The sequence below is a fragment of the Beduini massiliensis genome (genome assembly GCF_000829905.1).
In the GTDB taxonomy this organism is placed as follows: domain Bacteria; phylum Bacillota_I; class Bacilli_A; order Erysipelotrichales; family Coprobacillaceae; genus Beduini; species Beduini massiliensis.
Genome location: NZ_CDPP01000003.1, coordinates 192,519 through 208,022 on the forward strand (window position 1 = coordinate 192,519; position 15,504 = coordinate 208,022).

Sequence of the window (15,504 nt, forward strand, 5' to 3'; positions counted from 1 at the left end):
AATAGGCAGTTTTATTTGTTATAGGGCACTCTCATTGAGGTATTAAAATAGATTAAGTATAATGAATGAGAATAGTAAGTCAATATTCATATAAAGGAGAAACGATATGGAACATTATAAAAGTAAAAGTGAATATCAGCATCGTATTAATAAAGTTCAGGACTATATTGAAGCTCATCCTTTTGAGTCTTTTACACTGGCAGAACTTGCACACGTTGCCGGATTTTCTAAATACCATTTTCATCGCATTTTTAAAGCAGTAACTCATGAATCTTTATCTCAGTATGTCCATCGTTTTAAGTTGGAAAAAGCAACCCATCTTTTGGGACAACGTGATGATATGAGTATTACCGATATTGCTTATCATTTGGGATTCACGGATTCAGCTGTTTTTTCAAGAAGCTTTAAACAAATGTACAAGATCAGTCCTAATGATTATCGTAAAAATTATCGCAAGAATTGCAAAGACCAATATAATATTTCCAGATACAATCAAAGTGTATCAGACATGGGAAAAAGCGTATCTAAAGAAAAGGTGAGAGGACAAGTAGAAATCGTAAAAGTAGAAAAGATGAGGGTCGCTTATGTTCGTTTTACCGGAAACTATGGAGAGCTTGCAGAGCAGTTTTCTGCTTTATTGAATCGCTTATTCAAGATTGCTCAAGAACAGCATTTATTGGATGAAAAAACAAAAGTGTTATCTGTTTATCATGATCATCCTGAATTTACGGAACCGGATTATTTCAAGACCAGTATCGCGGTGACGATTGCAGAGGATGTCAAGGTAGATGAAAATTGTGGTCTAGGAGTGATGGAGCTGCCTGCAGGGCAATATCTTGTAGGACATTTTTACATTGAACAGGATCATTACAGTGCAGCATGGGATTATATTTATGAAGAATGGCTGACAACAAGCGGTTATGTACCGTGTGACAGTTGTCCATTTGAAATGTATATGAATGATCACTCCGTCGATCCTAATAATATGCATTTAGTAGATATTTATTTGCCGGTAGAACCCATCGTTTTATCTTAGCTGTTTTCCATCTCTGATTAGATCGTGAATTTAATGATGAGGTGATGAAATGAAAGAAATAAAGATTAAAGGGGCACATCTCCATAATTTGAAAAATATAGATGTAACCTTGCCTAAAAACAAATTAATTGTGGCAACAGGAGTCAGTGGATCAGGAAAATCCAGTTTAGTTTTTGATATTATTTTCGAGGAAGGACGTAAACAATATCTGCAGTCTTTAGGCATGCTGACTAACTTAGAAGAATCTTATAAATTTGATTCAATTGAAGGGATCGGTCCCACAATTGCCGTTCATCAAAATACGATTCGTCAAAGTAATCCACGTTCTACTATTGGGACACGAACCGGAATCCTGCATATGCTGACACTTTTATATTCCAGCGAAGGGAAAGTGAAAAATGAGGATTATGATGAGGATGAACATTTTGGACCGAGCTTCTTTTCCTATAATTCAGCTAGTGGAATGTGTCTTCATTGTTCAGGAAAAGGTGCCCATTATGAAATCAATCTCGAGCAGCTTGTCAGCGATGATAAGATGACATTAAAAGAAGTTTTTATTCAATCAAAAGTAACGCCGGGATATATGAATATTTTAAAGAAACGGTTTGAAGCTTATTTTGATATGCCCTTTGTTTCATTGCCTAGTGAAGTAAAAGAAGAGGTCATCTATGGGCGTTTTGAGTTAGGAAAAAGCAGTTATTGTTTAATGAAAGCTTTTGAAAATCGTCAGCGCAAAGGTGAAGCTGTTCAGGATTTTTATGCACTGCAGCCATGTGTTGAGTGTCACGGTTATCGTATCGGTATAGAGGCAAGAAGTGTTTTTATTCATGGAAAACACATTGGAGAATTATGTCTGATGCCTGTTTCTGACCTCCATACGTTTCTTTTAGAGACCCTTGAAACAGAAAGTTACAGTCCGCTTGGAAGTAACTTGATTCAAGATATCCTTATTAAATTAAAGCATTTAATGAGTGCTAAACTGGGCTATTTAACGCTTTATCGGGAATTATCTTCATTAAGCGGCGGAGAGCTGCAGAGACTATTTTTAAATTCTCATTTGGATAGTAAAATGGATTCTCTAATTTATGTTTTAGATGAGCCGACAGCCGGACTTCATGCTTCTGAAAAAGAAGAAATCATTGCTTCCATTCAACAGTTAAAGGAGATTGGCAACACAGTTATCGTTGTTGAACATGATAAAAATACAATCCAACAGGCAGATCACATTATTGATATCGGTCCCTTTGCCGGGCGTTTAGGCGGGCAGATTGTTTATCAAGGGGATGTCGCCGGTTTATTGAAATCTTCTGATTCTGTTACCGGGAACTATTTATCAGGTAAAAAGAAACTGCCCATTAGAAAGTTTCGACCGATAATTGATAAAACCTCATTTCTGACGATATCCAACGCCAAAACGAATAACCTTAAGAATATCTCTGTGGGAATACCTTTACATGCGCTTGTGGGCATTGCCGGGAAATCCGGAAGCGGGAAAAGCTCATTGATCTTTGATACATTGCTTCCTTTACTGCGAACACATTTTAAATATGGATATCAAGACGGTATTAGGACTAAGACAACAGTAAAGGCAAAAGCAGATGGTTTAATAGGCGTGGAAGCAATCGCCGGATATGCGGAAATATCCCAAGCTCCGATTGGCCGCAACAGCAATTCAAATCCCGCTTCCTACATTGGCATTTGGGATAAAATTAGGGCATTGTATGCCAAACAGGAGGAAGCTGTTGCTCAAGGGATGCATGAAGGCTATTTTTCATTCAATTCAAAGGGTGGCTGTGGCAAATGTAAGGGGAGTGGATATGAAAAAATATGGTTAGGAGAGCATCTCAGCATTAATAAAACCTGTCCCAAATGCTTAGGAAAACGATTTAATCAAGAAACACTTTCCGTTCATTATAAAGGAAAATCAATTGCCGAGGTGCTTGAGATGAGTGTTGATGAGGCGATTGCATTCTTTTGTGATCACTCAGCTATATTAAATCCATTAAAGATTCTGCAGCAGATTGGAATGGGCTATATCCAATTAGGACAACCAACACCAACACTAAGCGGTGGGGAATCACAGCGAATCAAACTGGCAAAAGAAATAGGCAGAAAAAGAAAAGGGAATATTCTGTACATCCTTGATGAACCTACGACAGGGCTTAGTCAATATGATATCGCTAAATTGATTGAACTATTAGATCAGCTTGTGAAACAAGGCAATTCTGTTATTGTGATTGAACATGATACCGATGTGTTAAAAATCTGTGACTATCTGATTGAATTAGGACCTAACGGAGGAACAACAGGTGGCTATATTATTGCCAAGGGAACTCCCAAAGAGATTAAGAAAATTGAAAGTTCAGTGACAGGGAGGTATCTCTAATGAAACAGATGGCATTATCTTTCGAGAAAATCGATCCAAGTATGGTTGGTATGTGTAAAGAAAAATTAATCGAAATGGACAAAGCTATTCCGGTATTGTATAAAAACTTAAACGGAATGATTGTGATAAGGGCTAATAAAATGGTCTTTGAACGTTATTACAACGGCTATCAAAAAGAGGATACGTTCCATATCGCCTCAGTTACAAAAAGCATTCTTTCTGCTTTAATCGGTATTGCCATTGAGCAGGGGAATATAAAAAGCCTTGATCAGAAAGTATTGGATTTCTTTCCTGATTATATCTGTCATCCTTCAGAAATACAAAAAAAGGCAGTGACGATTCGCGATTTGCTGACGATGAGAGCTCCCTATCTTTTTAAACCGATGCAGGAGCCGATGGAAAAAATGGTCAGACGAAAAGACTGGATCAAATTTTCTCTTGATTTATTAGGTAAAAACGGAAACATCGGTGCATTCAAATATGCTAACTGCAGTGCTCATCTTTTATCAGTTATCTTAACTAAAAGCACGGGTAAAAGTGCCAGAGAATTTGCTAATGAATATTTGTTTAAACCGCTTGATATAAAGCCGATTGAAGATAATCCGGACCAAACATTTGATTATGAGGGTTTGTTTGGAAAACAGCTGAAAGGTTGGGCAAAAGATCCAATGGGTTATTCTACCGGTGGCTGGGGTCTTAAACTGACAACCCGAGATTTGGCAAAGTTTGGTGTTCTTTATATAAATGGAGGAATATATAATCATCAGCAGATTGTATCAAAAGACTGGATCCAAGCATCCACTATAGGGATTCCGTTGGAAAAAGAAATAAATGTTTCATTTACTCATTATGGCTATTTATGGTGTATCTATCGTTCAGAAAAACTTTTTGCTTATATGGCATTGGGAGATGGCGGAAATATGATTTGTTGTATTCCAGAAAAAGAAATTGTCGTAGCGGTAACATCAAAGAATATGCGTAAGGCACATGACCGTTGGGATCTTATTGTGGATTATATATTACCGGCTATTCTTTAAGTAAAAGCTGTTCTTGTTGAGAGGACAGCTTTTTTTCTGAAAATAGGGATCATTGCATAATTTAAGAATGTTTTGGTAATAAGCAGGATAATAATTTGTGTTGACTTTTGAAGCATTTTTAAGAAGGAGTAAGTCAGCATAAGCAAATACCAGATTATTTTTAGAAAACTTAAATTTAGTAAGGAACAGTGTCGTAAGACGATGAATGCAAAACTACCGGCATAACCGGTAGTTTTTTAAAGAAATATAAAATACAATAAAACAATGATACCTAAAATAATGCGATACCACCCAAAGACCTTGAAATCATGCTTTTTAATATAGTTCATTAAAAAGCGAATAACAATTAAAGACACAACAAAAGCAACAACCATTCCGATGAGCAGCAATGTCAATTCGGCAGTGGTAAAGATAAAGCCAAATTTCAACATTTTAATAAAACTTAGTCCAAACATTACAGGTACTGCCAGAAAGAAAGTGAATTCTGCGACTGCTACTCTTGAAACACCGATCAATAGACCACCGACGATGGTTGAGCCGGAACGAGATGTACCGGGAATAATGGATAAAACTTGAAATAGCCCGATCATAAAAGCCGTTGTATACGTAATATCAGAAAGTTCATGAACAATAGGTGTACGTTTTTTATTCCAAGTTTCAATAAAGATAAAGGCTATTCCATAAAAAATTAAGGCACAGGCGATAACGATAGGGGTATGAAAATGTGCCTCGATGTAGTCATCAAATAAAAGCGTTACAATTGCACCGGGAATGCAAGCAACCACAACTTTCAGCCATAGAGAGATAATATCAGTTTTAATCATTGGTGCTTGCTTATCGGCAAATTGAAAAGGTATCATTTTTTTATAAAATAATACAACAACAGCTAATACTGCTCCAAGCTGGATGACAATAAAAAACATTTCTTTATAATGGTCACTTACATTTAAAGTAATAAACTGATCGACTAAAAGCATATGACCGGTACTGCTGATTGGAAGCCATTCGGTGATCCCTTCGATGATTCCCAGTAAAATGACTTTAAGGACTTCGATTAAATTGATTATCATTTTAAATCCTCCTTCTTAAAATAAGTATATGTGCATATAAAGCCAATCATGGCAATTAAAATAATAATGGTTAAACTAAGCCAAATGGGATAGTTAGTGGATAAAGTTTTTTTCATCATTATAAAATAGGTTCCGGTCCATGGATATAGAGCACCTAGATCTTGATTGGATAAAGCTGCATTTCCCATCACAATCACAGCTGAAACGATTACAGGAACTACAATGCCTTTGCTTTTTAAAGAAAGATAAGCAAAAGGACTTAAAGTGATAAACATGAAGATTCCACCCAACAGCATTTTAATAAGCCAAACAAAAGCAATGGTGATTTGAAATCCATCTAATCCGATCATTATGTGATATAATCCGAATAAAAGAAAGATCCCCATCCAAGTTATTCCCATCAATATCATTATCCATATAAATTGAACTAAAAACTTGCTCGTTAAAAAGGAAGAACGTGAGATTGGAATGGGCAGAATTGTTTTCAGTGTTCGCTGTGTATATTCTCGGCTGAATAAGTAAGCGGTAATCGCAACATAGATCATCATATTGATCAGTAGCATCCCATACAACAAGCCGTTACTGTAAATATCAGCTAAGGTAAACGATTGCTCGGGATGTTCAAAGTGGGTTTGCAGTGCTTCAATAAACAGCATAAAAGGTGTTGTACATACACTGACTGCACTAAATAAAACAATTTTGGAACGTTTTAGTTTCAGCCATTCACAAAAAATAAATCTAGCCAATGTCATTCCCTCCTATTAAATCAGAAAAATAGTTTTCTAAATCTTCTTTTTCAATTCGTAACTGATGAACAGCAATATGATTTTCTATCAACAATCGATTATAGACATCACTTCGCTGCTTACAGCCATAAAGTTTAAATGATTGTGCTTCCAGCCGATAATGAAGCGTAGGTTCATATTGAAGAAGAAACTCGAGTGCGTGTTGAGGATTATTGACATCAAAAGATAAATAACAACGCTGTTTTTGTTTTAGTTCATCGATGGGGATCTCTTCAATCAGACGACCATGATGGATTATACCGATTATATCGGCAATATGTTCTATTTCGCTAAGAATATGACTGGATATTAAAATGGTCATTTTATTTTCATGACATAATTTGACTAATAGGGAACGTATTTGTGAGATACCAATAGGATCTAAGCCATTGGTTGGTTCATCTAAAATAAGCAGTTGCGGCTGGTGGAAAATAGCGGCAGCAATTCCTAAACGCTGTTTCATTCCCAATGAATAATCCGAAAATACCTTTTTTGTTTCATGATGCAAGTTAACCGTTTTTAATGCTTCATATATCTTTTGATTATCTTGATTTCCTTGATAACATTGCAGTAAATGTAAATTCTCATAAGCGGTTAAATTATCATAAAATCCCGGAGATTCAATTAAAGACCCGATTCTGCGGTAATGTTCTTTTTTTGGTGTTTCATTAAATAAATTGAAATGTCCGCTGGTAGGTTTAACTAATTGAAGCAGTATTTTCATTAATGTTGTTTTTCCTGCTCCATTTCTTCCAAGTAAGCCATAGATTTTTCCTTGAGGAATATGAAGGTTTACACGATCAACTACTGTTGTATGGGGATATGCTTTGCTTAATTGGTAAGTTTCTATAAGGTTTGTCATAATGGATTCCTTTCTGCAATAATGTTTGCATGATTATTATTGTTTTATTCTTTATGAATCTCAAGAAACGAATTGTCACATTATAAAAAAACTCCGACACGAAACGTGTCAGAGCATAAATTCTATTGATAATATCAACTGTTTTTATATTTAATTAAGAGATATATTTTAATGATAAAAAGCATGAACAACATGACGTTGACATATGGCTGTAAGCTAATCGCAAAGAAAATAACGGCTGATCCATGTATAAAGATTGAAATCAATTTTACTTTTTTCAATCCCTTTTCATCATTGAAATGGCGCATAAGAAGCTCAATGATCCCAAAAACAAATAGGGCGACAAGGAGAGTAAAATAGATAGTACGAATAACAAGAGAAGCATCGTGGTAAGCTAGTAATGATACCGATTGAATAAAGTCAACTTCCTTTTGACCATATAAAGGTAAAAAAATGAAAGATAAACAAAGAAGATCTAAGACCCCATAGATGAAATTTAATAAACGGTTAATATTTTTTCCATTCTCATTTTCAGCTAAGACAATCAGTTCTTCACCCGATAAGAGTTCATCAATGGATACAGAGAAAAGTTTAGAGATACTTTTTAAAGATTCGATATTCGGATAGCCTTTGCCCGTTTCCCTTAGTTAAAGATATTGTTGGGTATCTCAAGATGTGTCATTCGATTTTGCCGATAAAGCGGTAGAAGATTTCCACTTCCTGTTCCCGGCTTCCGTCCTCACTTTTGACCGCTTCATGGACAAGGATTTTTTCAATCAGCGTATTCAGAAGTTCAGCCGTCAATTCTGTGGGATTGACATACTGTTTCATCAGACCTATCCACTTTTCAGCGTCAACCGCTGTCTGGGCGGCGGTCTCCATCGCTTCGTGAAGCCGTTCAATTTTTACGTCCAATTCTCGCTGTTCGCCCTGATACTTTTCGGACAGCATATTGAAATTGTATTCTGTAATGCGTCCGGCAGACCAGTCCTCATACATTTTTGCAAACAGGGTGTCTACTTCTGCTTTGCGCTTTTCCGCCTTTTTCAGTTCGGCTGTCTGCCGCTTCCTTGCAGTATTGCGTTCCTTGTCGCTGGCGTTAAGTAGCCGTTTCAGAAGTTTGTCCCCATCCTGCTGTGCCAGCACAGACCAGTATTGCAGACGGGAAAGGACATAGGCGTAAAGCACATCATAGCGGATATAGTGCATGGAACACTGGTGCAATCCTTGCCCGTACTTGCTACAATGGTAGTGGGCATAGGGATTTTTGTTCTGGCTGTTCATACCATAGGCCAGCGACCAGCCGCAGTCCGCACATTTTACCAGCCCGGAAAATATCTGTGTTGTGCCGTTCTTCTGCCGTCTGCGCCTGTTGCAAATCTGCTCCTGTACTTGACGGAACACATCTTCGGAAATAATCGCTTCGTGGGTGTTCTCCACACGATACCATTCCTCTTTTGGCTTGCGTACTTTCTTCTTGTTTTTGAATGAAATGTTGGTCTGCTTATTGTGGACGCTGTGTCCGATATAGGTTTCCTCTTTCAGAATACTTTTCACCTGCGCTATCGTCCACGCATAGGCTTTTTCCTCCGGCGCTCCGGCATAGATATTTGCGAAAGTGCCGTATCTCTGGAAATTCAGCCAGCCGGGAGTAGGTACTTTTTCTTCGACCAAAATCCGTGTAATGCTGGCGGCTCCCCGGCCATGAACGGCAAGGTCAAAAATCTTTTCGATAATCCACCTTGTTTCCGGGTCAATCAGAAGATGGCCTTTCTTATCTGGGTCTTTGACATAGCCAAGCGGAGCATAGGCTCCATAGTGTGCGCCATTTGCGAACCGTGTCCGCATGGCCGCCTTTACCTTTTTGCTGGTCTGGCGGGCGTGCATTTCATTCAGAATGTTGAGGAATGGGGCAAGCTCATTCTCTCCGTTGATGGTGTCCACATTGTCATTGACAGCGATATAGCGGACGCCTTTGCTGGGAAAGTAGATTTCCGTGTACTGGCCGGTCAGAATGTAGTTTCTGCCTAAGCGGGATAAATCCTTCGTAACAACGCAGTTGATTTTCCCGTCCTCAATGTCATCAATCATTCTCTGAAAATCCGGCCTGTCAAAGTTCGTTCCAGACCATCCATCGTCGATATATTCATCTATGACATTCAGGCCATGCTCGGCGGCATATTGCCGGAGCATCATGCGTTGTGTCTGAATACTCCCGCTTTCTCCTTGCAGTTCATCGTCCCGGCTCAATCTCATATAAAGCGCCGTGTTGTAAATCGTAGTATTGTAAGGTTGTTTCACCGTAAAAATCCTCCTTCTAAAGAAACAACCCACGCTTACAATACTTTTGCTCTATGGCAATTATATCATAAGCGTGGGCGTGTTATCAATGATGGGCTATCAGGTTGAAGCGGCTTTTTCTGCGGTATGCCGCACCACATCTACAATCAGATCACCGAGGGGCTTCCCGCCTGCGGCGAAGTGTTCGGAGATTTTTATACGGTTGTTCCCACATACAAAATACTGCGTGCCGTTCTCTGCTTGTATAACCTGCCCTGTTCGGGGTGTAAAAATATCGCTTTCACTTTTTGCCATCCAGTGTCCTCCATATTCAGTTTTCAAGGTACAATGCCGCACAGAGGCGGCGAAAATTTCTGCTTATATCTATCACCTTTCCTTTACCGTGTGCCGCTGCTGACGTTTCAGTTCCGCCAGTATATCCGGCGGGATACGGTCAACCAGCCGCTGTAAATTGTCCAGTTCGCTTTTCAGCTTTGCCCGTTCCATCGTATCTTTCATCTTTCCTTTTTCGCTGGCCTTTGCCCTTGCTTCCAACTTCTCATTCTCCGCCAGCAGGTCATTGATTGTGACCTTGTACTTTTTCAACTGCCCGGAGAAATTCTCCATCTGCGGGAACCACTTTTTCAGCATGGAGAGGGCTTCCTCTTTTTTCTTTCCGGCGTTCAGCGGGTTAATGCCGTCCAGTGTGGCTTCAATGGCTCTTGCCTGCCGGGAGAGGGAAACCGCCTGTTTGAAAAGCCGGGTGGGGATATGCTTCCGGCCTGTCCTGCTGGCGCTCTCCCCACGCTCCAAGTCAGGATATTTCTCCACCATATAGGCGTGAAAATCGTCCTGCCACTTCGTCAGGTTTGCCCGGTTGCCGATAATCTCCTTTGCACACAGGCGGTTGTCCTTTGTCAGCGGAACAAAGGTCAAATGCAGGTGGGGCGTTTTCTCGTCCATGTGTACCACCGCCGACACGATATTTTCCCGTCCTACCCGGCCAATGAGGAAGTCCGCCGCCCTCTGGAAAAACGCCTGTATCTCCTTTGGGGATTTCCCCTTGAAAAACTCCGGGCTGGCAGTTACCAGCGTATCGACAAACCGTGTGCTGTCCTTGCGGGTTCGGCACCCGGCCTGTTCAATGCGGTTTTGAATGAAATGATAGTACCTGCCCTCTGGCTTGACGATATGAAAGTTGTACTTGCTCCGGCTTGTGTCAATGTCGGGGTTGCTGGCGTATTGTTCTTTCTGTCTTTCGTGATGGGCTTCCAGCGGCCTTGCCGGGTTGCCCTTGTGCTTCTCAAACCGCAAAATTGCGTGTTGTGCCATTCTGCTCCTTTCCCCATTCCTTTCCTATCCGGGGTTTTCCACAGGGAAAATCCCGCAGAAATTAGCTCGGATAGGATTGGAATGGATAGAATATAAATAAATCTTTTTAATCTTTGTATTTCTATATACCGTCCGGTTTTCGTACTTCCGGGGAGTGATTTCCTCACTTCATAAGTACGGTTTTCAGCCCTCCGGCGTACCAGAACCGGATTTCTTGAAGTCGGTGTTTGGAACCGCTTCATAGGATTTTGGGAAAATGCGGTTGGGTTTTCCACAGCCCTGCTTCTGGATCTCCACCAGCCCGGCGTATTGCAGTTCCCGCAGGGTGTTTACCGCTTTCTGCCGCCCACAGTGGAGCAGGTCAACCACCTCGCAGATGGGATAGTACAGATAAATCCGTCCGCAATCATCCGCCCACCCATTCTTGCGGGATAACTCTGTCCGGCGCAGGATAAAGGCGTACAGAACCTTTGCCTCGTTGGACAAGGGCTTGAATGTGGGGGCTTCAAAGAGGAAATTCGGGAGCCGGGTGAAGCTGAACGCCTTTTCCGGCTGATGGATATAGATGGTATTTGTCATAGTGCGTTTTGTGGACGGTTAGAAGCCCGTTTTCCGGGGCGGGCGATACTTTATACCACCAGCCCCGGTTTGGGGCTTGCGAAGCCTGATAAATCAAGGCTTTTTTCGCTCCTAACTGTCCACAGCAGACCTCCTTTTCCGTTCACTTTCTGTTTTCTGCCGCCTGTGAACTCTGGCGGCACAGCCGGGGCAGTATTTGCCCGGTTGGATTTGGGGACGAACACACCGCCGCAGACCTCACAGCGTTTCAAGTCCTTATCCCGGAAAATCTCCGCTTCCAGCGTCCCGTCCAGCGGCAAGACCGCCCAGCGGAACCACTTACAGCAGACCGAGAAAGAAATCGTCTGCGGACAGGTGCAGGTGTCCCCATCGTCAAGGACAATGCAGTTGCCGTCCTCACAGCAACAGCACTCCCGGCGTATCAGGCTGGCCGCCTGTTTTCTCTGCGCCGGGGTCATGCGGTAAAGGGAACCGTCCGGCCTGCGTTCCAGCGGCGGCAAGTCTTTATAGGGGTTATCTCTCATGCGTTCCCTCCATTTTGCTTTCCGTTGCCGTTCTCCCCGAAAAGGTTTCCTGCCCCATTCCTGCGGCGTGTTCCGGCGTTGGCACGCTCCTCGCAACTTCGGGACATTTTGTCCCGAAGTCCGACTCCTTGCGGTGCTTCCCCAGCCGGGGTATTCCTTTTCGGACGGTCATTCTGTTTTCAAGGTGCCGTCCATCGATGAACTACCCTAAGTCTACACGAAAAAAATGCAATTCCCGGAATATTGCGAGAATTGCATTTTGATGAAGTTTACACTTTGGACATTGCATTTTTGCAATCATTCTGTATAATGGAAGTATGCGGAGGAGGTGCGTATCTATGGCTTTACCCGGAACGCCCGGACAGCGGATTTCCGATTTATGCAACGGGAACCACATCACACAAAAGGAACTTGCGGAGAAGATAGGCGTTTCCGCTTCCCAGTTGAGCCGCATTGTCAGCGGCGAAACAAGAACGGTCAGCAGTGATATTCTCATAGGTGTGGCAAAGGAATTTAAGGTATCGACAGACTACATACTGGGCTTGTCTACCGTGAGCGTTCGTAAAAGCTACGATATTTCTGAATTAGGCTTGTCCGAGGGAGCCGTGAGGGGGCTTGTGACGGGTGCTGTTGATGTGCAAATCCTCAACCGCCTGTTGGAACACAGGAATTTTCCTAAGCTGATAGATTTGATACGGATTTATTTTCAGGATACGGCGGCAAAGGGCATAACAGCAAGAAACCAGCTTATCGAGATGGCAACGGCTTCCCTGTCCGACCTGATGAAAGAACACCCGGAACACCGGGCAGAAGCGAAGCAGGATTTACAGCTTTTGAACGCCCAAAAGATAGGGGAACATGAAGCGGAGATTGAAAAAATCAAAAATGTGTTCCTGGCTATCCTGCGGGACATTAAGAAAGACATTGACAACGGGGAACAGCCGGGAGAAGCTGTGACCGCCGCTATGTTCCAAGCCATGCGGGACGCACTGGCGGAACAGAAGCAAAACCCGCTTTCCATTGACGATGTAGCGGCGATGGTTGCCGGACAGATCGGACAGCTTACGCCGATGGATGAAGAAACTGCCGACCTGTTCAAGCAGTTGGCAAAAAAGATGATGAAAGGAATAGAATAATAGCCTGTTATTCGAGATAATAATATGCCATTAGTAAAGCATGACTACCCTGTTTTAGAGTACGATACCGCATCAAAAGCTGTTTTTCAGCCGGGAAATGGGAAAAAATGTTTTCCTGCAAAAGCAGTGTTTGCTTTTTTAGGAGACGAGGTTGAAAATTATGCACATACCCATGATGGAATACAGATAGATGAATTTGAAAGTGCAACAAGACGATATCCTATTTATGAATGTCTTTATAATCAGGAGAAAATATGTCTATGTCCGGCTCCTGTGGGAAGTGCTGCTGCCGTCCAAGTTTTAGAATATTTAATTGCAGGGGGTGTAACAAAGATTATTTCCGTCGGCTCCTGCGGCGTATTGGAAGACATCCCGGAAAATAGATTTTTGATACCTGTTTCTGCATTGAGAGATGAGGGAACATCTTACCATTATCTTCCTCCCTCCCGAGAAGTAGAGATTTCAAAGGCTGGTATAAATGCGATTGAATCTGCTTTAAGCCAAAAGAATATACCATATTGGGAAGTTAAAACATGGACAACAGACGGTTTTTATCGAGAAACAGTAGAAATGGTTCAGTATCGGAAAGAAGAGGGATGTCAAGTAGTAGAAATGGAATGTTCCGCATTGGCGGCGTGTGCAAAATTTAGAAAAGTTACATGGGCTATGCTGCTTTTTTCAGCCGATACTCTTGCAGACCCTCATAAATACCAAGAAAGAGAATGGGGAAAAACAAGTATATCCATAGCCTTAGAATTAGCCTTAGACGCTGTTTTATCAGTTGTTGAGGAGTAAAAATAAATACATATAGGAGTTACAATGAATATAAATGAATTTCCACAACAAGTAAATCAAGTTATTTCAATAGCAGAAACCATATTACAAGGTCAAATATTGGGGATATATTTATATGGTTCAGCAACAATGAATGGGCTGCGTCCAGATAGTGATATAGATATACTGATAATTACTAAACAAGAATTGAGTAATTCAATCAGAGCAGATCTAACAAAGCAATTATTGAAAATTTCTGGCTCCGTAGGCTGTATTGAAAAAAGACCTTTAGAGGTAACTATTATCAATCAATCTGATATTGTTCCGTTGCAATTTCCGCCAAAATGTCAGTATATGTATGGTGAATGGCTAAGGGGAGAGATGGAAGCAGGAGAATATCCGCAAGCCTGCAATGACCCAGATATAATGATTTTATTATGGCAAGCAAGAAAAAATAGCATAACTTTGAAGGGGGCGGAAAGCAAAGAGCTTATTCCCGCTATCCCATTTCACGAAATTAAAAAAGCAATTCGGTTTTCTTTACCTGGTTTGATTTCCAGCTTTAAGGGTGATGAAAGAAATGTGTTATTAACCTTATCACGAATGTGGTTTACTTTAGTAACAGAAGAAATCACGACAAAAGATGTTGCCGCAAAATGGGTAATTTTAAAATTGCCGGAGAGATTCCCCCCCCTGCTAACAACGGCAAAGGAAGCTTATTTGGGAAATTTGTCTGATGAATGGGAGACAGTAGAAAAGGAAGCGATGGCACTTGTAGAATATATGAAAAAACAAATTGAGGAATTACTTAGAACAGAGTAGCAAAGTTAGCGGGGCCAATCAACGGTCAAGATGAACGGCGCATAAATGCGCCGCCGTTGACAGTCCCGCCCGTCTTTGCTGATGGGCAATCAAGGCGGGAAAGCCCTAAAATGGCTTCCCGCCCATTTCAATCTTGAGAGAAGAAACGCTCCAAAACCAGAAAGAGAGCGGTAAATCTGAATTGCGAGGGAGAATGTAGATGAATCAAGGAAGAATTATTGTGATTACAGGTTCGCCGGGAACAGGAAAGACAACAACTGCGTCGATTGTCGCAAAAGAATCGAACATGGATAAATCTGTGCATATGCACACAGACGACTTTTTTCATTATTTAAGCAAAGGAGCAATACCGCCGCATTTACCAGAGTCCAACGAACAAAATTTAGTTGTCATTGAAGCCTTTTTAGAAGCTGCAAAGCGCTATGCCCGCGGCGGATATGATGTAATTGTAGATGGAATTGTCGGGCCATGGTTTTTGGAGCCATGGAAAGCTCTTGCCCAAGAAGATTACGAGGTACACTATATTGTATTAAGAGCGAGTAAAAAAGAAACTATGAAGCGAGCTGTGGAACGCTCAAAATTAGATAGAAAAACAAATATTGAATTAGTGGAAACAATGTGGGAGCAATTTTCCGGTTTGGGAGTATATGAATCAAATGTCATAGACACAACTACATTCACAATTAAAGATACGGTTTCCGCAATAAAAGAAAGAGTTGCATGTGGGACGTCTTTACTATCTTAGACATTCCCATTTGTCAGGAAGATAGCAAAGCCAGCCGAGCCAGTCAACGGTCAAGATGAACGGCGCATTTCATGCGCCGCCGTTGACAGTCCCGCCCGTCTTTGCTAAAGGGTAATCAAGGCGGGAAAGCCCTAAA

The 15,504-nt window shown here is 41.2% G+C and carries 15 protein-coding genes; 7 read left to right on the plus strand and 8 right to left on the minus strand.

All coding sequences use genetic code 11. The features are described from left to right. Positions 1-106 precede the first annotated feature (106 nt). The 3 genes from BN1225_RS02630 to BN1225_RS02640 are packed head-to-tail and all read left to right on the plus strand — an operon-like array spanning position 107 to position 4,459. A complete protein-coding gene (locus tag BN1225_RS02630) occupies positions 107-1,036 on the plus strand; it encodes an AraC family transcriptional regulator (protein ID WP_041138267.1) in 930 nt (309 codons plus the stop codon). A 49-nt stretch (positions 1,037-1,085) separates the two neighbouring features. Further along, a complete protein-coding gene (locus BN1225_RS02635) occupies positions 1,086-3,422 on the plus strand; it encodes an excinuclease ABC subunit UvrA (RefSeq protein ID WP_041138268.1) in 2,337 nt (778 codons plus the stop codon). Then, positions 3,422-4,459, plus strand: coding sequence for a serine hydrolase domain-containing protein (locus BN1225_RS02640; RefSeq protein WP_052466272.1), 1,038 nt, complete (start codon positions 3,422-3,424; stop codon positions 4,457-4,459). Before BN1225_RS02635 ends, BN1225_RS02640 begins: the two co-directional genes overlap by 1 nt. Positions 4,460-4,695: 236 nt before the next feature. Here BN1225_RS02640 and BN1225_RS02645 read toward each other — a convergent pair whose 3' ends face one another. The 8 genes from BN1225_RS02645 to BN1225_RS02675 form a co-directional block, all read right to left on the minus strand. Continuing rightward, positions 4,696-5,523 carry an undecaprenyl-diphosphate phosphatase gene (locus tag BN1225_RS02645; protein ID WP_443984283.1) on the minus strand — a complete coding sequence of 276 codons (828 nt, stop codon included), beginning with the start codon at positions 5,521-5,523 and terminating at the stop codon, positions 4,696-4,698. A gap of 2 nt (positions 5,524-5,525) precedes the next feature. Beyond that, the gene (locus tag BN1225_RS02650; RefSeq protein WP_147585166.1) at positions 5,526-6,275 is read right to left on the minus strand and encodes an ABC transporter permease; all 750 of its coding nucleotides are present in this window, start codon (positions 6,273-6,275) and stop codon (positions 5,526-5,528) included. Continuing rightward, positions 6,268-7,176, minus strand: a complete 909-nt coding sequence (locus BN1225_RS02655; protein ID WP_041138271.1) for an ATP-binding cassette domain-containing protein — start codon at positions 7,174-7,176, stop codon at positions 6,268-6,270. Before BN1225_RS02655 ends, BN1225_RS02650 begins: the two co-directional genes overlap by 8 nt. Before the next feature lie 678 nt (positions 7,177-7,854). Continuing rightward, the gene (locus BN1225_RS02660; RefSeq protein ID WP_002334812.1) at positions 7,855-9,477 is read right to left on the minus strand and encodes a recombinase family protein; all 1,623 of its coding nucleotides are present in this window, start codon (positions 9,475-9,477) and stop codon (positions 7,855-7,857) included. A gap of 99 nt (positions 9,478-9,576) precedes the next feature. After that, on the minus strand, positions 9,577-9,771 hold the full coding sequence (locus BN1225_RS02665) for a hypothetical protein (RefSeq protein ID WP_002334813.1): 195 nt from the start codon (positions 9,769-9,771) through the stop codon (positions 9,577-9,579). A 72-nt stretch (positions 9,772-9,843) separates the two neighbouring features. Then, on the minus strand, positions 9,844-10,788 hold the full coding sequence (gene mobV, locus BN1225_RS02670; RefSeq protein WP_002334814.1) for a MobV family relaxase: 945 nt from the start codon (positions 10,786-10,788) through the stop codon (positions 9,844-9,846). 183 nt (positions 10,789-10,971) lie between these two features. Then, a complete protein-coding gene (locus BN1225_RS14275; protein ID WP_002588752.1) occupies positions 10,972-11,367 on the minus strand; it encodes a replication initiator protein A in 396 nt (131 codons plus the stop codon). A 50-nt stretch (positions 11,368-11,417) separates the two neighbouring features. Further along, positions 11,418-11,891, minus strand: a complete 474-nt coding sequence (locus tag BN1225_RS02675) for a cysteine-rich VLP domain-containing protein (RefSeq protein ID WP_455423228.1) — start codon at positions 11,889-11,891, stop codon at positions 11,418-11,420. 338 nt (positions 11,892-12,229) lie between these two features. Between BN1225_RS02675 and BN1225_RS02680 the strand changes: the two genes are divergently transcribed. From BN1225_RS02680 to BN1225_RS02695, 4 genes are all read left to right on the plus strand, one after another. Further along, positions 12,230-13,027, plus strand: coding sequence for a helix-turn-helix domain-containing protein (locus BN1225_RS02680; protein WP_041138272.1), 798 nt, complete (start codon positions 12,230-12,232; stop codon positions 13,025-13,027). A gap of 24 nt (positions 13,028-13,051) precedes the next feature. Then, positions 13,052-13,822: a nucleoside phosphorylase gene (locus BN1225_RS02685; RefSeq protein ID WP_002578723.1), complete on the plus strand. Its 771-nt coding sequence runs from the start codon at positions 13,052-13,054 to the stop codon at positions 13,820-13,822. 24 nt (positions 13,823-13,846) lie between these two features. Then, on the plus strand, positions 13,847-14,623 hold the full coding sequence (locus tag BN1225_RS02690) for an ANT(9) family aminoglycoside nucleotidyltransferase (protein WP_002578722.1): 777 nt from the start codon (positions 13,847-13,849) through the stop codon (positions 14,621-14,623). Between the two features lie 199 nt (positions 14,624-14,822). Next, the gene (locus BN1225_RS02695; RefSeq protein ID WP_041138273.1) at positions 14,823-15,368 is read left to right on the plus strand and encodes a P-loop nucleotide/nucleoside kinase family protein; all 546 of its coding nucleotides are present in this window, start codon (positions 14,823-14,825) and stop codon (positions 15,366-15,368) included. Positions 15,369-15,504 lie beyond the last annotated feature (136 nt).

Bases quoted from the DNA above. Each gene is read 5' to 3' on its own strand.
- BN1225_RS02675 (WP_455423228.1), bottom strand. From the start codon at position 11,891: ATGAGAGATAACCCCTATAAAGACTTGCCGCCGCTGGAACGCAGGCCG.
- BN1225_RS02695 (WP_041138273.1), top strand. From the start codon at position 14,823: ATGAATCAAGGAAGAATTATTGTGATTACAGGTTCGCCGGGAACAGGA.
- BN1225_RS02680 (WP_041138272.1), top strand. From the start codon at position 12,230: ATGGCTTTACCCGGAACGCCCGGACAGCGGATTTCCGATTTATGCAAC.
- BN1225_RS02635 (WP_041138268.1), top strand. From the start codon at position 1,086: ATGAAAGAAATAAAGATTAAAGGGGCACATCTCCATAATTTGAAAAAT.
- BN1225_RS02655 (WP_041138271.1), bottom strand. From the start codon at position 7,176: ATGACAAACCTTATAGAAACTTACCAATTAAGCAAAGCATATCCCCAT.
- BN1225_RS02665 (WP_002334813.1), bottom strand. From the start codon at position 9,771: ATGGCAAAAAGTGAAAGCGATATTTTTACACCCCGAACAGGGCAGGTT.
- BN1225_RS02685 (WP_002578723.1), top strand. From the start codon at position 13,052: ATGCCATTAGTAAAGCATGACTACCCTGTTTTAGAGTACGATACCGCA.
- BN1225_RS02690 (WP_002578722.1), top strand. From the start codon at position 13,847: ATGAATATAAATGAATTTCCACAACAAGTAAATCAAGTTATTTCAATA.
- BN1225_RS14275 (WP_002588752.1), bottom strand. From the start codon at position 11,367: ATGACAAATACCATCTATATCCATCAGCCGGAAAAGGCGTTCAGCTTC.
- BN1225_RS02640 (WP_052466272.1), top strand. From the start codon at position 3,422: ATGAAACAGATGGCATTATCTTTCGAGAAAATCGATCCAAGTATGGTT.
- BN1225_RS02630 (WP_041138267.1), top strand. From the start codon at position 107: ATGGAACATTATAAAAGTAAAAGTGAATATCAGCATCGTATTAATAAA.
- mobV (WP_002334814.1), bottom strand. From the start codon at position 10,788: ATGGCACAACACGCAATTTTGCGGTTTGAGAAGCACAAGGGCAACCCG.